The organism is Shewanella mesophila (assembly GCF_019457515.1).
Taxonomy (GTDB): Bacteria; Pseudomonadota; Gammaproteobacteria; order Enterobacterales; family Shewanellaceae; genus Shewanella; species Shewanella mesophila.
In genome coordinates this window covers 4,077,979-4,100,501 of sequence record NZ_CP080421.1, presented here as the reverse complement: position 1 = coordinate 4,100,501, position 22,523 = coordinate 4,077,979, and the positions used below count along the sequence as shown (strand labels likewise).

General features: G+C 42.4%; 13 protein-coding genes and 2 pseudogenes. 10 read left to right on the top strand and 5 right to left on the bottom strand.

Annotated features, from left to right (window positions below):
- Window positions 1-20: 20 nt before the first annotated feature.
- Entirely contained in the window at window positions 21-1,394 is a 1,374-nt protein-coding gene (locus K0I73_RS18025; protein ID WP_220062393.1) for a cytochrome ubiquinol oxidase subunit I, read from the bottom strand.
- A gap of 147 nt (window positions 1,395-1,541) precedes the next feature.
- Between K0I73_RS18025 and K0I73_RS18020 the strand changes: the two genes are divergently transcribed.
- From K0I73_RS18020 to K0I73_RS18005, 4 genes are all read left to right on the top strand, one after another.
- The gene (locus K0I73_RS18020; RefSeq protein ID WP_220062392.1) at window positions 1,542-2,981 is read left to right on the top strand and encodes an aminotransferase-like domain-containing protein; all 1,440 of its coding nucleotides are present in this window, start codon (window positions 1,542-1,544) and stop codon (window positions 2,979-2,981) included.
- A 172-nt stretch (window positions 2,982-3,153) separates the two neighbouring features.
- Window positions 3,154-3,933: a deoxyribose-phosphate aldolase gene (gene deoC / locus K0I73_RS18015; RefSeq protein ID WP_220062391.1), complete on the top strand. Its 780-nt coding sequence runs from the start codon at window positions 3,154-3,156 to the stop codon at window positions 3,931-3,933.
- A 128-nt stretch (window positions 3,934-4,061) separates the two neighbouring features.
- A complete protein-coding gene (locus K0I73_RS18010; RefSeq protein ID WP_258405235.1) occupies window positions 4,062-4,937 on the top strand; it encodes a DMT family transporter in 876 nt (291 codons plus the stop codon).
- A 262-nt stretch (window positions 4,938-5,199) separates the two neighbouring features.
- Complete coding sequence (locus tag K0I73_RS18005; protein WP_220062390.1) at window positions 5,200-5,946, top strand: phosphatase; 747 nt, start codon at window positions 5,200-5,202, stop codon at window positions 5,944-5,946.
- A 329-nt stretch (window positions 5,947-6,275) separates the two neighbouring features.
- Here K0I73_RS18005 and K0I73_RS18000 read toward each other — a convergent pair whose 3' ends face one another.
- Together K0I73_RS18000 and K0I73_RS17995 are read right to left on the bottom strand one after the other, a co-directional pair.
- Complete coding sequence (locus tag K0I73_RS18000; protein ID WP_220062389.1) at window positions 6,276-7,283, bottom strand: LLM class flavin-dependent oxidoreductase; 1,008 nt, start codon at window positions 7,281-7,283, stop codon at window positions 6,276-6,278.
- 421 nt (window positions 7,284-7,704) lie between these two features.
- Window positions 7,705-8,019 (bottom strand): annotated as a pseudogene (locus K0I73_RS17995) (MFS transporter); the annotation flags it as partial.
- Window positions 8,020-8,688: 669 nt separating this feature from the next.
- Between K0I73_RS17995 and K0I73_RS17990 the strand changes: the two are divergent.
- The 5 genes from K0I73_RS17990 to K0I73_RS17970 all read left to right on the top strand — a co-directional run bounded on the left by K0I73_RS17990 (window position 8,689) and on the right by K0I73_RS17970 (window position 14,985).
- Window positions 8,689-10,290, top strand: coding sequence for an FAD-dependent oxidoreductase (locus K0I73_RS17990; protein ID WP_220062388.1), 1,602 nt, complete (start codon window positions 8,689-8,691; stop codon window positions 10,288-10,290).
- An 8-nt stretch (window positions 10,291-10,298) separates the two neighbouring features.
- Window positions 10,299-10,637, top strand: coding sequence for a cytochrome c3 family protein (locus K0I73_RS17985; protein WP_220062387.1), 339 nt, complete (start codon window positions 10,299-10,301; stop codon window positions 10,635-10,637).
- A gap of 54 nt (window positions 10,638-10,691) precedes the next feature.
- Window positions 10,692-11,699 (top strand): porin, encoded by a 1,008-nt coding sequence (locus K0I73_RS17980; protein WP_220062386.1) that lies wholly within the window; start codon window positions 10,692-10,694, stop codon window positions 11,697-11,699.
- Window positions 11,700-11,908: 209 nt separating this feature from the next.
- A complete protein-coding gene (locus tag K0I73_RS17975) occupies window positions 11,909-13,603 on the top strand; it encodes an ATP-binding protein (protein WP_220062385.1) in 1,695 nt (564 codons plus the stop codon).
- Between the two features lie 2 nt (window positions 13,604-13,605).
- The gene (locus tag K0I73_RS17970; protein WP_220062384.1) at window positions 13,606-14,985 is read left to right on the top strand and encodes a sigma-54-dependent transcriptional regulator; all 1,380 of its coding nucleotides are present in this window, start codon (window positions 13,606-13,608) and stop codon (window positions 14,983-14,985) included.
- 141 nt (window positions 14,986-15,126) lie between these two features.
- Here K0I73_RS17970 and K0I73_RS17965 read toward each other — a convergent pair whose 3' ends face one another.
- Complete coding sequence (locus K0I73_RS17965) at window positions 15,127-16,686, bottom strand: peptide MFS transporter (protein WP_220062383.1); 1,560 nt, start codon at window positions 16,684-16,686, stop codon at window positions 15,127-15,129.
- Window positions 16,687-17,016: 330 nt separating this feature from the next.
- Here K0I73_RS17965 and K0I73_RS17960 point away from each other — a divergent pair, with 330 nt between their 5' ends.
- On the top strand, window positions 17,017-21,930 hold the full coding sequence (locus K0I73_RS17960; RefSeq protein ID WP_220062382.1) for a PAS domain S-box protein: 4,914 nt from the start codon (window positions 17,017-17,019) through the stop codon (window positions 21,928-21,930).
- A gap of 133 nt (window positions 21,931-22,063) precedes the next feature.
- Here K0I73_RS17960 and K0I73_RS17955 read toward each other — a convergent pair.
- Window positions 22,064-22,359, bottom strand: a pseudogene (locus K0I73_RS17955) (transposase family protein).
- Window positions 22,360-22,523 lie beyond the last annotated feature (164 nt).

The following is a 22,523-nucleotide window of genomic DNA, read 5'->3' as shown; positions in this document are numbered from 1 at the left end:
CCTCAAGTTATGCCGTAAGTTTAAAGTCGACCAGAAACGGTAGAAATTTCATGAGAGTCGCTTGTGTGTGCGTCATCTGATTGAGGTCCCTGTTTCATTTGGCGCATCATGTAGAAATAGCCAAACCCAAAGACGAGGCTGTAAACAACGAAGAAACTAACAAGGCTAATACTCATTTGTAAGTCACTATGGCCTGATACGGCATCTTTCGTCTTCATCAGCCCGTATACAACCCAAGGCTGACGACCGACTTCGGTGGTAAACCAACCCGCGAGTATGGCAATCAACCCTGATGGTCCCATGAAGAGAGAGAACTTTAGATACCAGCTTGTATTAAAAAGGCGCTGTTTTTTACGCAGCCAAAGGCTATAGAAACCCTGTAAAATCATGAGTATGCCAAGTGCGACCATAATTCTAAAAGACCAAAATACGACTAGCGAGTTAGGCCTTTCATCTTTTGGATAGTCTTTCAATGCGGGAATGGGCGCTACCAAACTGTGTTTGAGTATTAAACTGCCAAGAACTGGGATTTCAAGTGCGTAGTCAGTCCGTTCCGTTTCCATATTCGGAAAACCAAACAGAATCAATGGAGTCGGGCCGCCTTCTGAGTTATCCCAGTGTCCTTCTATCGCGGCAATTTTTGCAGGCTGGTGTTCGAGTGTATTTAGGCCATGTATGTCCCCTAAATAGGCTTGTATCGGCGCAACAAGAACTAACATCCACATCGCCATCGAAAACATTTTCTTTACCGGGCCAGTTTTGTTGCCCTTTAGCAGATGCCAAGCGGCGCAAGCACCAACAAATACGGCAGTGCTGAGAAATGCTGCGACGGCCATATGAAGTAATCTGTATGGAAAAGACGGATTAAAAATGACAGCAAACCAATCGGTCGGGACCACTTGGCCATTGACGATCTCGTAGCCCGTTGGGGTTTGCATCCAACTGTTAGAGGCGAGGATCCAAAAAGTGGAAAGTATGGTTCCTAGTGCAACCATGCAAGTGGCAAAAAAGTGTAGCTTATCGCCTACACGCTGCCAGCCAAATAGCATAACACCAAGAAAACCGGCTTCTAAGAAAAAAGCGGTTAGCACTTCATAGGTGAGTAACGGCCCAGTAATGCTGCCTGCAAAATCTGAAAAACCACTCCAATTTGTTCCAAATTGATAGGCCATGACCAGGCCTGAAACAACCCCCATACCAAAATTTACAGCAAAAATCTTTGACCAAAAAAGGTAGAGGATTTTGTAGTCCGGATTGCGTGTTTTGAGGCTTAAACCCTCTAAAACGGCAAGGTAGCTAGCCAATCCAATAGTTATTGCTGGAAAAATAATGTGGAAAGATACTGTAAACGCAAACTGTATCCGTGCTAATAAAAAAGCATCGAACTCGAACATAAGTTAGCCTTATTCATTTTAGAAGGTCGTAATATTAATTGATGGGCAAGGAGGTCAGTAGACACAGAAATCAAATCTGGATATATAACAGATGATTTTTATCGGTGTTATAATCTGGAAGGCGTTAATTGTTATGGTGAATTCGAATTGGCAAAGTATGAAGATCTGGTTTATCAGCTCAAACGACAAATAGAATCGGGCGTCTGGCGTGCGGGAGATAAGTTACCGTCGCTCAGAAAACAGTCTGAACATAGTGGTCTAAGTTTGATGACGGTATTACACGCTTATCAAGTTTTGGAGTCTCAAGGTTATGTGGTTTCTCAAGCGCGTTCAGGCTACCGGGTAACACCTGAGTTAAGAGCAACCGAATCGCATCAACAGGTGGCGGTGTCGTTAACTGAAAAAGTTGATATTAACGACTTTGTGTTTGAAGTTTTGCAAGCTGGTCGTAACCCGCATATGGTTAATTTTGGTTTCGCTTATCCAGATCCTAGTTTGTATCCACGTCAACAAGTTAATCGTTCGCTAATGTCTGCTGCCCGAAATCTACCTATTTCTAGTACATTCGATAATTTACCACCAGGTAATGAAGAGTTACGAACGATCCTTGCTAAACGCTATGCGACCAAAGGAATTAACGTCGCGCCTGAGGAAATCGTCATTACAGCAGGAGCACTCGAAGCGCTAAATCTCAGCCTGCAAGTGTGCACAAAGCCGGGTGATTGGGTGGTGGTTGAATCTCCCACGTTTTATGGTGCGCTTCAATCATTGGAGCGACTGGGATTAAAGGCCCTGTCGGTTAGAACGGATGCAATAACAGGCATTGATCTCGATGCTTTGGAAAAGGCATTTCAATCCCATGATGTGAAGGCGTGTTGGTTGATGAGCAATCATCAGAACCCATTGGGTTTTACACTGACATTGGAGAAGAAGCAGGCGCTAAATGATCTGCTTAATCGTTATAACGTGGCCTTGATTGAAGATGATGTGTACGGAGAGCTTTATCAAGAAGGTACGCCCGTTATGCCAGTCAAACAGTTTGATCAAAGCGGAAACGTAATGCTTTGTTCTTCTTTTTCAAAATCTTTGGTTTCGGGGTTCAGAATAGGTTGGGTAGCAGCAGGGAAGCGTGCTTTGCAGATGCAAAAGTTGCAATTAATGAGCACGCTCGCAACAAGTGCGCCGATTCAATTAGCGCTAATTGAATACTTAAGTAAGTGTAATTACGAAACCCATTTAAAGCAGCTCAGAAAAAAACTTCATGAACGAAAAGGACAGATGGAGTGTTTACTGACTAAGTACCTGCCTTCAGGAGTTAATATAACCAGTCAGCGGGGCGGTTATTTTATTTGGGTAGAACTCCCGCGTGGCATCGATGCCGTGGATGTGTTTCAAGCTGCAATAAAGCAAAAAATCAGCATAGCTCCGGGAAAAATGTTCAGTGTGACCGAGCACTACAATCATTGTATGAGACTGAACGCGTCCTTTGAACTGAATGATAAAAGAGTACAAGCAATAATGACATTAGGACAAATAATCAGTGAATGTATGTTGGCGAATGAATCAACAATAGCAAGGTTAAAATAATGCATTCAAGTTCTAACGTGAAAGCGCTGATGCTTAACATCTGATATAGGCATAGGCATCGTTTCTGTATCTACTTTTGTATTCCCTCCACTTTTATAATGCAGTTCCTTTATTTGTGTCCAAGGTTTGTAGGGCCTTGGGGATAGATTTCTACTACGTATCGGAAATACCAATGAGTGATTTAAAAACAGCTGCACTACGTGCACTCCAATTGATGGATCTCACAACCTTAAGCGACAGTGATACCGATGAAAAAATTATTGAGCTGTGTCAGCTTGCGAAAACCCCTGCCGGTAATACCGCAGGCATATGCATCTATCCGCGTTTTATTCCAATCGCCAAAAAACAACTGAGATCACAAGGTACACCAAACATTCGAGTGGTCACTGTGACTAACTTTCCCCATGGAAATGATGATGTTGAAATAGCCGTTGCCGAAACAAAAGCTGCAGTTGCCTATGGCGCCGATGATGTCGATGTTGTGTTTCCATATCGTGCATTAATATCGGGGAATGAAGATGTTTGTTTTGAGCTTATTGAGCAATGCAAAGCTGCTTGCGGTCGTGACATTTTCTTCAAAGTGATTATTGAGTCTGGTGAGCTAAAAACGCCTGAGCTCATCAAAAGAGCCTCCGAAATATCCATTAAAGCGGGTGCAGATATGATCAAAACCTCTACAGGAAAAGTGCCTGTGAATGCAACGCCAGAAGCTGCTGAAATCATGCTCTCGGTTATTAAGCAGATGGGCGTTGAAGATAGCGTTGGTTTTAAGGCCTCTGGCGGCGTTCAGACTGCAGAAGAAGCCAAACTATATTTAGATATGGTTGATAATATTATTGGGGAAGGTTGGGCCGACAACCCTAAGCACTATCGTTTTGGGGCTTCCAGCTTGCTATCGAATTTACTTCAGACGTTAGGCGAGGCAAAAGTAGACCTTGACGCTAAATATTAGATTGATCGCTTATTAGCATTCCGATTCGACAAGATGTTATCGATAGCTCTTCGCTGTGCTAGTAGCAAATCATCGCTATTGATCATAAGCACTTTGATTAAATTCTACATAGATCGTGGTGGTTTTTTTTGAATAATACCAAGGGCAGTTTTTTTATGGTTGCTTCGATGGCGGCCTTTTCCGTTGAAGATATGTTTATCAAAGCGGCGGCAGAGACGGCATCTATTGGCCAAGTTCTAGCATTATTTGGTCTAGGCGGAATGCTTGTGTTTATCTTTTTAACTTGGCGTAAGGGCGGGCAAGTTTTTCATCCTGCCATGCTCTCAGCACCACTATTAATACGCGCCGTTTGTGAAGTTATTGGTCGATTCTGTTTCGCTTTAGCGATCACCTTAACCCCCTTGTCGAGTGCATCGGCCATTTTGCAGGCCACACCATTGATTGCCATGGTTGGTGCCGCTTTATTATTCGGTGAAAATATTGGAGTTAAGAGGTGGCTGGCCGTTGTTGTCGGTTTTGTGGGCGTCCTAATGATTATTCGTCCTGGTTTAGCAGGCTTTGAGGTCAACTCGATATTTGCGGTTGTGGCGACCTTAGGCTTTGCTGGACGTGATTTGGCGACACGCGCCGCGCCACCTGTACTGTCTAACACTCAACTTGGGGTATATGGCTTCTTTGTGCTAATCCCAACAGGCTTGGTGATAATGGCTTATCAAGGTGAATCTATTCAGCTGAATTTGATGTTAGCGGCCCAAATTACAGGAGCAATCGTCTTTGGTGTGGTGGCCTATAATGCGTTAACCATTGCTATGCGTACTGGTGATGTGTCTGTAGTTTCTCCCTTTCGCTATTCCCGTTTATTATTTGCTTTGGCCCTCGGTATCTTGATATTTGGAGAGTCTCCTGATTTGCCCACTTTACTAGGAAGTTTGCTTATTGTGGTAAGCGGTGGCTATACACTTATTCAAACTCGTAGAATGGTACCTGCAAGTCTAAGTATCTAACATGCAAATGGGCACAACTTTCTTGTGAGGCGAGCTTATTGGTTTATGCATGAGCCAGTTTGCCATTTAGTAAAAGAGCTTGCAGATATACCATCTTTATTCTGGTGGTTATAACAGGCCTGTTTTCTGTCGATTTACGGCTGACTTTAGTGGCAATCATATGCCTATTTGGGGCTATTTGTCTTTCAGGATACTATGGAGAAAGACCGATGAACATAGTAGACTTGATAACCACTTTTCTGATTTAGCTAACGAGATTGTCATGAGATTTTTTGTTGATGTTCATGCACATACAATCGCTTCAACTCATGCCTATAGTACCTTGCATGATTACCTTGCTGTAGCCAAAGCGAAAGGGATTAAGTTATTCGCTATTACCGATCATGGTCCCGATATGGCTGATGCACCCCATTTTTGGCACTTTGTTAATATGCGTGTTTGGCCAAGGGTTATTGATGGTATTGGCGTGCTAAGAGGTATCGAAGCCAATATCAAGAATGTAGATGGCGAAATTGATTTCTTTGGTGATTATTTGCGAGAGCTAGATATCGTGTTGGCAGGCTTTCATGAGCCCGTTTTTCCAGCTTCAACCAAAGAGGTGCATACAAACGCATTAATCAGCTGTATTGAGAGTGGCAACGTCGACATTATCAGTCATCCGGGTAATCCTGCATATCCTATCGAGATCGGCAGGGTTGCTGAAGCGGCGGCTAAACATAATGTGGCACTAGAGATTAATAACTCCTCATTTTTAACCTCAAGAAAAGGCAGCATCCATAACTGTACTGAAATCGCGAATGCGGTAAAAGATGCTGGTGGGTTGTTGGTGATGGGCTCTGATTCCCACATCGCGTTTAGTCTAGGTGAGTTTGATAAAGCCGTTGAGTTAATTCAAGCGGTTGATTTCCCGATTGAACGGGTACTGAATCGTAGCCCCGAAGCCTTGCTAAGTTTTCTGTCTTCAAGGGGGCATAAAGGATTGGATGAGCACTCTGTTCTGGTTGAGTGACAAAGGGCTTTTGGCCATGACACCAGATGCGTTTTCAGCGTTATTTCGGGCCCAAATGGCGATCACGACTGAGCACTCAGACCATAACAGAATTTAGCTACACATTCAGGCTGCTTTAAAAGGTAAATAGCTCAAAAAAGCTCACCTTTTAATCGGCAATGAATACGATTCAAGCGTCTATATAGTATTGTTTTATAATTAATTTTTAGTTTTATTGTATAATAAAAATCCCATTTCGGCAGGATTTTTATGGGCGATTGCTTTGGAGGTTATCTCATCGGCCGTTTTTCCGTCCAATGATTTCAGTCGCTGTGGAAGTGAGTGGATCGCTAATTTTTAATCTCCATTAGGATCTGTAGTGCCTTTTTACGTTTATCAAGATCATACAAGTCATTCGTGAAGATAAACTCATTCACGCCGAGTTCTTGGGCGATCATTTCCAAACGATGCTTAATCGTCGCAGGGCCGCCAGTGACCGATAAACCTAAGAAATTATCGACATAGGTTTCTTCTTGCGCGCTCCACAAGTCATCCATAGTGTCAACTGGCGGCTTTAACCATAACTCATGACCACGGATAAGCGCCAGTACGCGCTGTTTCGACGTCGTGCTCAGGTATTGGGCTTCTTCATCTGTGTCTGCTGCAACCAAGGGTAAGCCGAGCATTACATAGGGCTTATCAAGCACTTGGGAAGGTTTAAAGTCGCGGCGATAGATTTTAATCGCATCGTAGAGAAAACGCGGTGCAAAGTGTCCCGCAAATACATAGGGCAAGCCACGCTGTGCCGCTAGCTGTGCGCTGAAGAGACTCGATCCCAGTAACCAAATCGGCACACTAGTGCCTTCTCCTGGAATCGCTCGTACCGCATGGCGACCATTGTAAGGGCCGAGTAAAGTTTGTAATTCATTGACTTCTTCAGGGAATTGTTCTGCGCGACTAGTATCGCGGTTCAGTGCTCTGCTGGTAATTTGATCGCTGCCAGGTGCGCGTCCGAGTCCTAAATCGATGCGACCAGGATAGAGACTTTCGAGGGTTCCAAACTGCTCGGCGATGACTAAAGGCGCGTGATTTGGCAGCATAATGCCACCCGCACCGACGCGAATACGCTGAGTATTGCTAGCAATATAGCCAATGAGTACCGAGGTCGCCGCGCTGGCGATACCGGGCATATTGTGGTGTTCGGCAAACCAGAAACGATTAAAGCCGAGGCGATCGGCCTCCTTGGCATACAGTAAGCTGTTGTGTAGCGTTTCAGCCACAGTTGAACCTTCACGCATGGGCGCAAGCTCTAACAGTGAGAAGGGAATATCGGCCAATATTGATGTCTGTTGTGACATAGTGTCTCCATGTGACAGCCGTCTTTTGCTAGTAAAAACAAAAGGCGCTAATAGTGTTAGTTGCATTACTAGTGGTATAGCAAAGAATAAGCTTTAACGGTTAACCCTTTACCCTTAATCATTTCAATTTGGGTTTGCACTTGAGCTATGTTTTTACACTGGGTGCGTATTTACTGTGTAGCAAATCGAGGCGGTGAAGTCATCCCTGTTTGGGGGCGATAATTTGGAACTGAAGGTTTTGGTTTTAGCAACTCAGGCCTAAGCCTGCCACTGCGGGGCTGAGATAGGTTTGTTAAAGCTCATTTGGCTATGAGTTGTAACACAAGGGTATAAATGAAGTTGAATGAAGTGATAAAAACGGCCGATGAGTAGCACTCGTCGGCCGCTTGGTTTAGATCGCTATCTGATGATCAATAAAGCTTTACTGCTCGGCTTTTACATCACGTAGTGAGGTTGTTGCACTGTCATCAACACCATCAAGATTATTATGTGAGTGGTGGGTTTCTGTCAGACGACGCATTAGCGGTAAAACGGCGAGTGCGATAAATATGCAGGCTACGGCCGCAATACCTAGTTTGTTAAATAGGCTGGTATATACGGGCAGGGTTTGCAACGGATCGACTAAATCTTTAGGCACGCTGGCAAAGTTAGCCACCACACCCCCTAGATACTGGGAAATACCCGATGCGACAAAAGAGGCGCCCATCATAAAGCCGTCCATGCGTGCAGGTACGTAGCTAAGGCTCTAATTGTTTGCTCATCAACACAGAACGGCAGAGAACCACGCTTAATGAGCGCTTTGCTATGCAGAGAACAGTTGGTTATTTTGTACTTAGATTTCCCTATTTTACTGCATCCACGTTGCCATCTTGGGAATTCTAGCTCTGAGCATGCTGATGGAAAAAGGTTCCCTTGATTTAGATAGTAGTGTTTTCTTGTAATGTTATTTTCATTTTTTAATTATTTCCAGATTGGAAATAATCTAAGATTATTTGTATTTCTTCCATCATAAAAATTGTTATTAATTTTATACGTTTAATTTTAGGCTGTTTTAAAACATTGATTCCTAGTGGTGAGTTATAATTCATCTCTTTGAGTTGCAATGGTTTTTATTTTAATAATTTTATTTTTGTGTAGTTACAGTCAACTTATATCTCAAAGACATAATCTGTTGTGATAGCGGTTAAATGTCGTCGATGTTTTTAATTATGCTTTTAGTGATTAAGATCATGGAAAATAAATTGGGTTATGCAGAATGCATAGTCATTATGCGCACTGCATAGTGAATGTGGTCAACTATTATTATTCTGAGGGTTAAGTCACACTTATTTATTGTAAATCGTTGGCACGTATATTGCCATTAATAAAATGGCAAACTCAATTGATATACTACAACGGAGTAAATATGACATTAATCACAAGAAGAAAGTTCCTCACAGCTGCAGCCTTGACGACGGGAGCAACTGCAGTATCAGCTTTACCATTAACTGCTGGGGCCAAAGAGTATTCAAAAGATATTAAGTGGAGCGCTGATTATGATGTCGTTGTGATCGGCTATGGTGGCGCTGGTGCTGCTGCAGCTATTGCTGCACATGATAAAGGGTCAAAGGTTTTAATCGTTGAAAAAATGCCTGAAGGTGGTGGGAATACAGCCGTATCATCAGGTGGCTACATTTGTCCAGATGATGCAGAAAAAGCTAAGACTTATATTAAAAACTTATTCACGTATGCTAATTCAGAGTTGGATGAAGAAACTGTTAATATTTTTGCAGAAGAATGTGTTGACTTAAATAAATATGTGGACAGCCTTCAGGATGGTCTAAATCAATACATTTATGGTCACGCAGGATTCCCAACTATCGAAGGAAGTGAATGCATTAAAAAGTTCCGTATTAAAGGAGCTAAACGAGGTGGTGATAACTTGTTTGCTGCTTACAGACATGCGGTAGAAGTAAAAAGAAAAATTGATATTAAGTTAAATACTGCAGCAAAAGATCTTATCAGAAACGGTGAAGGTGAGATTATTGGTGTTTCAATTATCGTCGATGGAAAAGAACAAAATATTAAAGCTAAGCGCGGTGTTGTTCTTACCAGTGGTGGTTTTGAATACAATGAAAATATGATGCAAAACTATGTCAAAGGTACCAAGGTACATGGTTTAGGTAATCCAGGTAATACAGGTGATGGTATTCTTATGGCTCAAAAAGCCGGCGCTGCGTTATGGCATATGACTGGTACGTCATGCCCTATTGGCGTAAAAGTGCCAGGACTTAAATCATGTATGCAGGTAAACATGTTGGCGCCCAGTCATATTTGGGTTGACCAAGACTCAAAACGTTTTGTCAACGAGAAGGGTGTAGATAATCATGCAAGGTTACTTGCTGTTGATGCCTATGATCCTATTCATCATCGTTTCCCACGTATCCCATGTTTCATGGTATTTGATGAAAAAGCACGTAAGAAAGGTCCAATCTCTGGTGGTGCAACTTCAGGATATGCAATTAACCGAGAGAACTATAAATGGAGCTTTGATAACTCAAAAGAAATTAAGAGTGGGATTGTTAAGAAAGCAGATACATTGGAAGAACTTGCTAAAATCCTTGGTATTCCTGAAGATAATTTGACCTCTACCGTTGCGCAATGGAATGCAGATATTAAATCAGGTAAAGATACTGCTTTTGGCCGTCCACTTGCCAAAGCTAAAGGTGCAAAAGTTGCTTTCGAAGGGCGTGAAGCGCCGATTATATCAGAACCTTTGGATGAAACTGGCCCTTATTATGCTGTGGAAATGATTCCAACGATTCTGAATACTCAGGGCGGACCCAAAAGGAATGCCAAGTCAGAAGTATTAGATCCATTCAATACCCCAATCCCAAGATTATATGCTGCTGGTGAAATAGGTTCTTTCTGGGGGCTCATTTATCAGGGAGGCGGTAATAACGCAGAGAGTATGGTCTTTGGGCAAATTGCTGGTCGAAATGTAGCAGATTTGAAACCTTGGAAATAGGAACTGTAATGTTGTGTAATAAATTATTAGTGGCATTGGTATTAATTCTGTTGCCTATTGTTAGTTTTGCTAAAGGAGACTTTTTAGCTGATAGGCATAAACATGATAATGGTCTTAAATGCAGCGATTGTCATAATAAAATGCCGCCTAAAAGTGCACCAGAAAAAGAGTCGTGCTTCAATTGTCATGGTAGCTATGAAGAATTAGGTAAACAAACTGAAAATGTTACTCCTAATCCCCATGATAACCATATGACGGGTGGTGAATGTACAGATTGCCATAGTGGTCATAAATTACCAACGTTAATGTGCGATAGTTGTCATGAATTTGATATGAATATTAAATAGTTAATATTAGGGAGTGCAGCTAGCGTTGTACGCCCTATTTTTTAAGGGGGAAGAGTGAATATTAAACTAGTTATTACATCATTAACACTTTTAGTCGCGGCAGGAGTGAGTACTTCAGTTTTTGCTGATAGTCAAAAGGTATATGGTCGAGTTTGGCTCGCGTTAAATAATTCTGACAATGGTCTTATTTCAAATCGGAAAGATAGCGGTACAGGGATTGAAAGCTACTCGTCATATATAGGTGTAAAAGGTGATACCGTTATAGATGATGATTTTAAAGTGATTTATAAAGTTGAAATAACGAATACTGGAGGGTTTTATGAAAGCTCTAATCTTTTTTCAGCAAAAAATAACTATCTAGGTGTTGAAAATAAATATGGGTCATTAACCATAGGTCGAAACGATTCTGTTTTTAAAAGTACTGAAGGGAAAGTTGATTTATTCAATATAACATCGAGCGATATGAGTAAGATGTTGCCTGGTAATGACCGATTATATGAAGTTGCTACGCTATATACTAAATCCATTAATGGTTTTAAGTTCGGTGTTACTTATCAACTAGATTCAAAATATGATGGTAATGATGTCGGATATGCGGTGCACTATGGTGATTCAAAATTAAGATCGAGTGATCACTATGTCGCAATTGGTTATGCCGATGGTTTAAATGGCCTAAAGGCTCAAAGAGTAACATACAGTACTAAAGCTCTGAATTGTCGACTTGGTTTAATTTATCAGCATTCGAAGTCTACTCAATATGATAGTTTGAAAGGGAACTCATATTTGATCAGCCTTGCCTATCCATTGTCTAAAGGTGAAATTTTAGCTCAGTACGGTAAGGATGAGTCTGGATTAGGTACGATAGCCTCTCAAATTGCTAGCAAGAAAGCTATTCAGGAATACGATGGTTATCTAGCAACAATCGGTTACACTCATTTCTTAAATAAGAGTACTGCTGTAAATGGCTATTTCAGTCATACAGACAATGATACAAAATATGATGGTGAAGACCATTCGATGTCTGATAATGCTGTCAACCTTTCATTAAAGTATCAATTTTAATATTAGAGTTATATACCTAAGTTAAAGGTGTATTATTGTCAATAATAACAGGTGGTTAATGTTGTGATCACCTGTTATCCGCAATCCACTTCACACTTGTTGATATCCCTTCTAAATTTTCGTCAACTATGATTAATGTCGCATGAATTTTCTGTAAATAGAATGATAATACTTAGACGAAGTTAACGAGAGAAGAGCGCCCTTAGAACATGCATTTTTTTTCCTTAAACAGGGCTATTTTATTCGGGGTGTTGTGGTGCCTTTCATTTTGTTCATTGGCAGATAAATGCATTGTAACACTTGGCGTTAGCGAGACTGATTATCGACCATATTCATGGGTTGATGAAGAACGCCGCGCTCAAGGGCTGAATATAGAACTTATGAACAGCCTTGCAGCTAAAAGTTCTTGTGAGCTGAAAGTAAAGGTATTTAAGTGGAATGAATTGTTGTTAGCTTTTAAGCATAATGAAATTGATACTCTGGTTACATCATTATCCCCTTTCGCAGATACAGTGAAAGGTCATGACTTACTACAAATCCCCATTACTACAATGTTTTACGGTAATTTCTATGTAAGAAAGAATAGCCTAGAGATTGAGTCAGAGGAAGATCTCTATGATAAAGAAGTTATTGTCTTAGAAGGCAGTACGAGTAGTGATTATGTCCGAAACCGCTTAAGAGAAAAATACAATGTTAAGATTATATCATATCGCTCTACTGAAGAAGCGATTAAAGCATTGTCTGAAGGAAAAGGCGATGTGGGTATATTTTCGCTGACGGCGGTGAGGAATGCTGTAGAGTCAGAGCATGTCAATAATTTAAAACTAAGTGGTGCAGCATTCTTACCCGCCTCTTATGGATTTATTTTCCATCGTGAAAATATGAATCTTTTTTTGAAGTTGAAAGAACATCTTGGTTTCGCTTTTGGTATCGATAATTATTCTGAGAAAGTTAACACATGGTCTAGCACATATAACGCAATAGGTGAGAATCAAAGAAATTTTCTTATATTTACTATTCTTTTTATTTTAATTTTCCTATTTATTATTACATATAACCATATGCTTGAGGTTAAAGTTAAGGACCGAACCAAAAAATTAAAGCTAGAAATTGAACATAGAAAGGCATTAGAAAAAGAGCATTTTTTGATTAAAGAACAATCTATGTCCATTGCAAAGTTGGCTGCCCTAGGTGAAATGGCATCTTGTGTTGCACATGAAATAAATAATCCTACCGCGCTAATTATTCACAATATGTCTTCTATAAAGAGAAGGTTTTCTAATCTTGTGTCATTGACTCCTGAGAGTTTAGATAAAAATGTAATTATTTCACAAGTGAAAGATAATTGTTTGATAATTGAGGATAGTTTGAATAGGACCGTTAAATCCATCGAACAACTGAAAAAAATCGGTGGTGATTATTGTGAGAGTAAAAAAATAGTTGATATTTGTAGCAGCCTTAGAACGGCATTAGAGCTCACGAAGTACTATGTTGGAAAATATACTCTAAATTTGAATGTTAACATCCCCGATGAGGAATGTTATGTTCTCTGTGCAGAAAACACTGTAGAACAAATAGCAATAAACCTTATACAGAATGCTTGCCACGCATTAAAGAATCAAGATGGTGTGATTGAATGTGGCGTTATCACTGAAGTTGTCGATGATAAAGAGTGTTGCTCTCTCTATGTCAATGATACAGGTATAGGTATATCTGAGTCTGGATTAAAACTCATCTTTAAACCTTTTTATACTTCTCGTCGAGGGCAGGGTGGGACGGGATTGGGCTTGTCAATTGTAAGTCGGTTGGTAAAAGAGAATGACGCTAAAATTGAAGTTATTAGCAGTGCAGGGAATGGAACCCGTGTATCTGTTTTGTTTAATAAAGTGAAATCGGATAGCTAATTATGTCAGTACATATATTAATCATAGATGATGAGATGAACTGGATTAAGACGTTTTCGGACATCTTAATTGATTACCAAGTATGTGATGCTGAGGACATATTTAACGCAACAAACTTAAGTGATGCTTGTGAAGTTCTTCGTAATAACGCCATCGATATTCTCTTTCTCGATTTGAATTTAGGCTGTGAATCTGGTCAGGACGCAATTCAAGGCTTAAGGGCTGAGTTTCCGAACTCTACATTAGTTGTTATGTCGGGCGTGACTACAGGGTCCATTCCATTAATGTGTATGGAGCGAGGTGCTTATGACTATCTACCTAAGGCAATGTCAACAGATGAGTTGGTTTTATCTATCCAGAAGGTGATAAGTCGTGTTGAGCATTTTGACCGAGTTCGCTTTGCTCCTAATGATTTATCTATGGTTAATACACAGTTACCATTTTCATCTTATGTTACGCAAGATGAAAAGTTACATTCCGTTTTTGAGTATTTAAAAGTTGTCTCAATGACTCAACATCCTATCTTAATAACAGGAGAGAGTGGTGTAGGAAAAGGCGTTTTGGCTAAGGCTATTGCAGAGTATTCTAGGCCTAATGGCCCATTTGTCTCTCTTAATGTCGCAGGGCTGGATGAGCAAATGTTTTCAGATACACTTTTTGGTCATACTAAAGGTGCATACACTAATGCGAGTTCGCAACGGACAGGGATGATTGCTAAGGCAAATGGCGGGACGCTCTTTTTAGATGAGATTGGAGATCTTTCTTTAAGCCAGCAGATTAAATTGCTCTATTTCACGCAAAGTGGTGAATATCAGCGAATTGGTAGTGATCTTATAGAAACCAGTGATGCAAAGATAGTCTTCGCCACAAACCAAAATCTAATTGAGTTAATTGAACTTGGTAAGTTTAGGAAAGATTTGTTCTATAGGCTAAATACTCATCATATAAATATCCCACCACTTCGACAGCGTATTGGCGATATTCCATTACTAATTAAGAAATTTGTTCATCAGGCTGCTGAAGATTATGCTATCAATGTACCTCATATTTCAGATGGACTAATTGAGTTATTAAAGAGTTATTGCTATCCAGGTAACGTAAGAGAGTTAAGTTCTATCGTTTATAATGCGGTGTTAAAAAGCGATGGACAAGTGCTTACTTTTTCAGATTTTGAGTTTCCAGAAATCCGGGATATTGAAAGCTGTTCTCTGAATGCTGAGCCAGAGACGAATGATACTAGTTTCAAGCGACTAGATGACTTATTTGATGAAAAAATTATAGATGCACTGCGAGTTTCTGATGGAAATCAAAGTAAAGCTGCATCTTTGCTTGGCGTTTCGCAATCAACCATTAGTAGAAGACTTAAAAAACTCCAAATCTAGTCAGGTGGGCATGTTTACGCCAGTTGAAGTATTCAATTGACAATTATTGATGAGGTTGACTGATATTATTGATAAAAACGGCCGATGAGTAGCACTCGTCGGCCGTTTGGTTTAGATCGCTATCTGATGATCAATAAAGCTCTACTGCTCGGCTTTTATATCACGTAGTGATGTTGTTGCACTGTCATCAACACCATCAAGATTATTATGTGAGTGGTGGGTTTCTGTCAGACGACGCATTAGTGGTAAAACGGCGAGTGCGATAAATGTGCAGACTACGGCCGCCATACCTAGTTTGTTAAATAGGCTGGTATATACGGGTAGGGTTTGTAACGGATCGACTAAATCTTTAGGCACGCTGGCGAAGTTGGCCACCACGCCGCCGAGATACTGAGAAATACCCGATGCGACAAAGTAGGCACCCATCATAAAGCCGCCCATACGTGCAGGTACGTAGCGGGCGATCATCGCAAGACCTAGGCCGCTGACTAACAGCTCACCTAAAGAGTATGAGGCGTAGCCCCAAATCATGATCCACGAAGAGGTTTTACCATTTACCGCAAATTGGTCCGCAAAGCCGTAGATAAAGAAACCGAGCGCCACAACCGCAAAGCCAAGGGCGAACTTGGCAGCAATAGAGAAGTCTTTATTATTACGCCCCGCCCATGAATAGCTCCATGCAAGTACAGGACTTAAAACCATAATCCATAATGGATTTAGTGCTTGAAACTGAGCTGGTGACCAAGTCCATAAATGGGTACCAAAGAATTGGAAGTCCCAGTCCACATTACGTAGGGCAAACAGCGCCAAGGAGGTCGACATTTGCTGATAAAAAATAAAGAAGAACACAGTTTGCACCGTCAGGATCAGTGCTGCGATCAGGCCTGCACGTTCACTGGTTTCACTGGTACGGATCAGGTGAAAGAATATCGCCAATACTGCGATGCCTGCGGCATAAACGAAGATGCGCGCAACGGCTTCATATTCAAGGATAATGGCTGACGCTACAACGGATAATGCTGCTAGCGCCAATACAATCGTCAGGTTTTTCTTGTTCACAGGACGGGTATCAGGCTCAGAACCATACTGCACTAAACTCTTACGCATTAAGGCGTAGTTACCCAAACCAACCAGTATACCGACGCAGCACACAGCAAAGGCTGCATGCCAACCAAATTCGTTGCCATACTGAGCGTTAACGTAATCTTTAATCCAAGGTGTGAGTAACATAGAGAAGGTCGAACCCACATTTACCGCCATATAATAGATGGTAAATGCGCTATCTATTTTTGAATCATCACCTTCGTAGATCTTACGCACCAAGTTACCCGCATTGGGCTTGAATAGGCCGTTACCGACGACTATCACTCCAAGTGCAGAAAACATAAACCAAGTGTTTTCGGTGGGGATTGCCATTAAGGCATAGCCCAGAGAGAGAATGCCTGCACCGAGTAACATGGTGCGTTTGGTGCCGAGTATTTTATCCCCAACCCAACCACCTATGGCGGGTGATACATAGATGAGTGCCGCACAGGCACTCCATACTAAATTTGCTCTAGAGTCATCAAAGCCAAGGCGCTGCACCATAAAGTACACAATCAGCGCTTGCATGCCGTAATAACCAAAGCGTTCCCATAATTCGATAAGAGACACAGTCATAAAAGAATGTGTTTTACTTACCGGAGCAGTCCCTATAGCCATATCGCTTGCTTCCGAGGTTGTTGTTTTAATATTTGAGTACAAAAGTATAAGGCGATAGCCCAAGCAAACCAATGGTCGATACAGGTGAAACAGACTTTGTTACAAATAAAGTCGTTTATTTAAGATAAATTTAAGGTTTTATCTCGGCATTTTTAGCAGCTGCTGACTTCGATACATCTATGAAAATTATTATCGGTGATGAGCGTCTTATTATGCTTAAACTTCGGAACATCCACAGACGGTATTGATTCAAAGGCCGTCATTCGACTGGCGAAACACTGCTGACTAGTCCAGAATCATAACTCCATGATTTTAAAATGTTAGGCGACTATGAATTTGTCTTTGGAGTATAAAAAAGCCGTTAAGTGGGGTGGCTCAATGCTGCTTGTCGGCTTAGCCATTAGCGCCGCGTTGGCGCTGTTGATCCGAGACAATAATTCAAAGCAGATTAGCCAAGCACTTCAAGCGACTTCAGATCAAATTAGCCACAACGTTCTAGAGCGTCTTACCTTGTATCAATATGGCCTGCGCGGTGCGCGAGGAATGGTTGTTACCGCTGGCGAGAACGAGGTCACGCGAGAGGCATTTATTCGCTACAGTTTGACGCGAGAGGTGGGTAAAGAGTTTCCTGGTGCTCGTGGTTTTGGTTTTATTCGCCGAGTATCTCCTGAGGAAGAGTCCTCATTTATTGCCCAAGCACAGCAAGATGGTTGGCCTGACTTTTCGATTCGTCAGCTAAGTGCCCACAACGATGAGCGTTATGTTATCCAATATATAGAGCCAGTAGAGCGGAATCGTTCAGCCGTTGGCCTCGACATAGGTTCAGAGCAGCGCCGTCGAGGTGCCGCCACAGCAGCACTACTTTCGGGGGAAGTGCGTTTAACTGGGCCTATCACCTTAGTGCAAGCGACGGGTAAGCCGTTACAATCTTTTTTGATTTTGATGCCCATTTATCGCAGTGGTTCGACACCGTTAACCATAGAAGCGCGAAAAGCGGAGGGCTTTGGTTGGAGCTATGCGCCTCTGGTTACCAACGAAGTGTTAGCAGGGTTAGAGTTAACTTTGCAAACGACCAAGCTAAATCTTATTGATGTGACGCAAGCAGATAATCCCATTAGCTTCTTTGAGACTCACGAAGCCGACAGTCGACCATTATCTCATTTTAAGTACATAGCAAATGAGGAGATTTTTGGCCGAAAATGGCAGTTTGAGGTCATAGCTTACCCAGAATTCATCAATGGATTAAAGCTAAGTAGCCCAAATTTAACTTTTTTATATGGCGCAATGCTCAGTGTGTTGCTGGCGGCATTGGTGATGATGTGGTCTTTGGGCCTGCAGCGTAAACAGCAAGTGTTAGCCGAACAGGCTAGGCGTGCGAGTATGTTGGAGCATTCTCTAGACGGTATCATTAGTTACGACCTTGAAGGTCGTATCACCAGTTGGAATCGAGGTGCTGAACTCCTGTTCGGCTACAGAGAGTCTGAGGTGCTTGGTTTGTTAAGTACCGAATTAATCGTTCCGTCTTCCGAGGCCGAGATTGAAACTGCGCGGTTTAAGCGAGTGTTTGCGGGTGGAACCATACTAAATCAGATTTCACGCCATCAGAGTCAAGATGGCAATATTTTATCTACGGCGATGACTGTCGTCCCTATTATCGATGAGCATGGCGAGATAGAAGGCTTAAGCCAAACTATTCGGGATATTACTCTGCAGCAAGATGCCGAAAGGCGCATCTTAAAGCTAAATGAAAATCTAGAGCAGAAGGTTGCCGACAGGACTCACGAACTGCAGCAAGCAGTATCTGAAAACAAAATCCTACTTAAATCGATTAATGATCAACTGCTTTATTCGGTCACCAATACTGATGGTGTGATACTCGAGGTCAATGATTATTTTTGCCGCATGAGTGGTTACTCCCGCGAGCAGCTCGTTGGACAGCGTCATGCGTTACTATCTTCGGGTGTGCATGATAATGATTTTTGGCAAGCGATGTGGACCAAGATAAAGTCGGGTCAATCTTGGCATGGTGAAATCTGTAATCGTGATAAACAAGGGCGTATACAATGGTTTGATACCGTTATTGGCCCAATGATTAATGACGATGATAATGTCGAGCGCTTCGTTGCTCTGAGCACGGATATTAGCGAGAGAAAATTTACCCAAATAGAGAAGAATCAACTGGGTTCGTTGCTAACTAACGTGCTCAATGCTGCCTCTGAAGTGTCGATCATTGCAACCGATGAACAGGGCGTTATTACTATATTTAATCGCGGTGCAGAGAACCTACTTGGCTACGATGCTAAAGAGTTAGTGGGTATCTCGACTCCTGCGCCTTTGCATCTGCCAGATGAGGTGCAATCGCGATCGCTTGAACTGTCCAAGCAATACGGTCTTACTATTGAAGGCTTCGATACTTTTGTCTATAAGGCAAAAGCTCAAGGCTCAGAGACGCGAAATTGGACCTATGTGCGTAAAGATGGATCTCATTGCCAAGTCTCCCTGTCTGTTACCGCCATGTACGATGACCAAGGTAACTTAGTTGGATATTTAGGGGTTGCGGTTGATATTACTCAGACCCTGCAACAGCAAGAAGCATTGATAACAGCGAGTAATCATCTCAGTAAGGCCGCTGAGGTGGCCAAGCTGGGAATATGGACCTGGAACGTACAAGACAATACGCTAGAGTGGAACGATCGAATGTTTGCTATTTACGATCTTCCTATTAGTTTGCGGCAAGAAGGATTGACTTATGAGCACTGGCTAATGCGGCTTCATCCTGATGATGTTGCTTTGGCCGAGCAAAAGTTGAATGATGCCGTCGCTGGCAGCGGGCAATATGATCCAGTATTTAGGGTCGTTACTGGTGAGGGTGATTTACGTTATATTCAGGCTGGCGCTGAAGTTGAGAAAGACAAGCAGGGTAATGTCATGCGGGTTATTGGTATCAACATCGATATTACCGAACAGCGTGAACTAGAGGTTACTCTTCGTGAGGCTAAGAAGCAGGCTGATGAAGCCAGTGCTGCCAAATCGGCATTTTTAGCTAACATGAGCCACGAAATTCGCACCCCAATGAATGCTGTGCTCGGTATGTTACAACTGATGCAACATACCTCAATGTCGACTCAACAGCGTGACTATATGACTAAGACCCAGACGGCGGCCAAATCCCTATTGGGCTTATTAAATGACATACTCGATTTTTCTAAAATTGAGGCAGGCAAGTTACAGTTGGATTTACAACCTAGTGAGATTGAGATGCTGATGCGCGACCTTGCGGTGGTGTTGTCGGGCAATTTAGGTAATCGAGATGTCGAGGTGATGTTTAATCTTGATCCTGCAATTCCATCCTGGTTGATTATCGATAAGCTTAGATTGCAGCAAATTCTCATTAACTTGGCAGGAAATGCGCTCAAGTTTACTCATCATGGCCAAGTGATTATTGGTGTTGAATGCCTTCAATCCCTAGGTAACAAGGTTGAGCTTCGCTTTTCTATTAGTGATACCGGGATAGGTATCAGTGAAGAGCAGCTTAGCCGTATTTTTACCGGTTTTGAGCAAGCAGAGTCTTCAACGTCAAGGCGGTTTGGTGGCACTGGATTAGGGCTCGCGATCAGTAAGCGCTTGGTTGAGCAGATGGGCGGTGAGTTATTGGTTACTAGCCAAGTTGGTGAAGGAAGCCGCTTCTGGTTTGATCTCGTCTTGGAATCGTTACCTATGCAGGCAACCTCGAATATAGATATTCGAGGTTGCCGTGTCCTCGTGGTGGATGATAATCAAGTTACTACTGAAATTTTACGAAAAATCCTGAGTGATTATGGCTGCCAGGTCGAGTGTGTATATAGCGGCGAAGAAGCGGTTGAGCGATGTAAAGTGGTGAGTCCTGATCGACCAGAGTTTGATATCGTACTCATGGATTGGAATATGCCGCAGCTCAATGGATTTCATGCGGCCAAGCGACTGCGAGATACCGCGGAGGCCCAGCACAGTAAAGCGCCATCGGTGATCATGCTGACCGCCTATGGTGAAGAGGTGGTTAGGCTCGATGGTGAAGATTCTAGCCCACCATTTGTCCATTTTTTAACTAAGCCTGTGACTTCACAATTATTGGCCGAATCCATAAGCCAAGTGCTCACTGGTCAGGTGATGGAACGCCCGATTAAGCTGAGTTCTTCTAAGCGTTTACAGAGCCTAACTATCTTAGTCGTCGAGGATAATCAGTTAAATAGACAGGTTGTCGATGAACTTCTCACATTAGAGGGGGCTAGAGTTGTGCTAGCTGAGGGCGGCGGCGAGGGTGTAAGAGCGGTAACCGAAAGCGCTCCCCTTTTCGATATAGTGATCATGGATGTGCAGATGCCTGATATGGATGGGCTCGAAGCTACTCGGCGTATTAGGGCGGACTCACGTTTTGAGTTATTACCTATTCTCGCCATGACCGCTAATGCTTCACATGCCGATCGCCTCGAATGTATTGCTGCAGGGATGAATGATCACATAGGTAAGCCGATTGATATGCAGCAGTTAGTGCCAACTATTTTGCATCTTGTTGGGCGTGAGCCCGTTGATTTCGCCATTGAACAGGCCTCTGAACTGCACCAAGACACGATCGTATCAGAGCGCAAAGCGCCTGATGAGGATGAGCCGCTTTTAGATGACTATCAGCAGATACTTAAGCGTTTTGGTGGCAATCAGCCATTCTTCGAGAAGATGGCGCTAGGGTTTGAGTCTGAAATAGATAACCAACTCACGCAATTTAAAGCATCTGTCGCGGCGCGAGATCCTGTCGCTATGGCCGCCAATAGCCACAGTATTAAAGGCCTCGCGAGTAATTTCGGTGCGATATCCTTGGCGAATTTTGCAGCCTATCTGGAGAAAAAGTTTAAACAAGGGGCGCAAGAGTCACAGCAAATCGATGCTTGGACTGCTAAGTTAGCCTTGTTGGCACAACTTAGTGTTAACCAGCTTATTGGCTACATATCAGCTACAGCTACCAGTGAAGCTGCCGTTTTAAATCAACTAGTTGATGATTCGCCTCAAGATAAGCAGGTAGCTAAAGAGCGTATTCGCTTGTTAAAAGAGTTACTTCAACAAAATAATTTAGATGCCATTGGCTTAGTGGATGACATAACTGGCACGCTTTCGTCCCACCCACTTTGGCCAGAGTTATATGCATCTGTTCATGCTCTCGATTTTGAGCAGGCGCTAGCGAAATTAAATATTATCGAATCGGAGGTTACTTGATGTCGGATTCTGAAGTGCTGAACCTCGCCAGCGCTGGCAGGGGTAAGATACTGCTTGTCGATTTGCCTGTCGTGTCTGTCATAGAGCCGCGCAAGGTCTAACCATCAATGGTTACCACTTCACCACTGGTCAGTCAGTGTACGGCTTTCATCCAAGCCAGAAAGCAATCGCGAAATTCAGCAGGATCGATGCTTGCAATCAGGCGGACAAAAGTATCATCAACAGGCACGTCATTTTCAAACAAGCCCTGCTTAAGAAACCATTCATGGTGGCCAGAACGTACTCGCGAATGTCAGCCCAGCATTGACCTTCGGCTATCACGGCACAGATCGAGCTAAACAAAATATCAAACACAGGGTAATCGACTTTTGGGCTTTGTCGCTCGCCACGGATGATGGAGAAATGTGCTTTGATGGTATCTATGTTCATGGCTACTCCTAAAAAGAGGAGCATAAGATCACCGTAGGATGGCTAGGTCAACTTTGGTCTGCCATTGCTCTTAAAATGTTCATGACCTTGCCTGGTATTCAAGCTCACTACTTCGAATAAAATCAACAGTTTTTTCTTATTCATAGATAGCAATAAATGTTAAA

What these genes read in the sequence shown, in the direction of transcription:
- deoC (WP_220062391.1), top strand. Translation starts at nt 3,154, where the DNA reads ATGAGTGATTTAAAAACAGCTGCACTACGTGCACTCCAATTGATGGAT.
- K0I73_RS17990 (WP_220062388.1), top strand. Translation starts at nt 8,689, where the DNA reads ATGACATTAATCACAAGAAGAAAGTTCCTCACAGCTGCAGCCTTGACG.
- K0I73_RS17975 (WP_220062385.1), top strand. Translation starts at nt 11,909, where the DNA reads ATGCATTTTTTTTCCTTAAACAGGGCTATTTTATTCGGGGTGTTGTGG.
- K0I73_RS18005 (WP_220062390.1), top strand. Translation starts at nt 5,200, where the DNA reads ATGAGATTTTTTGTTGATGTTCATGCACATACAATCGCTTCAACTCAT.
- K0I73_RS17960 (WP_220062382.1), top strand. Translation starts at nt 17,017, where the DNA reads ATGAATTTGTCTTTGGAGTATAAAAAAGCCGTTAAGTGGGGTGGCTCA.
- K0I73_RS17965 (WP_220062383.1), bottom strand. Translation starts at nt 16,686, where the DNA reads ATGGCTATAGGGACTGCTCCGGTAAGTAAAACACATTCTTTTATGACT.
- K0I73_RS17985 (WP_220062387.1), top strand. Translation starts at nt 10,299, where the DNA reads ATGTTGTGTAATAAATTATTAGTGGCATTGGTATTAATTCTGTTGCCT.
- K0I73_RS17970 (WP_220062384.1), top strand. Translation starts at nt 13,606, where the DNA reads ATGTCAGTACATATATTAATCATAGATGATGAGATGAACTGGATTAAG.
- K0I73_RS18000 (WP_220062389.1), bottom strand. Translation starts at nt 7,283, where the DNA reads ATGTCACAACAGACATCAATATTGGCCGATATTCCCTTCTCACTGTTA.
- K0I73_RS18025 (WP_220062393.1), bottom strand. Translation starts at nt 1,394, where the DNA reads ATGTTCGAGTTCGATGCTTTTTTATTAGCACGGATACAGTTTGCGTTT.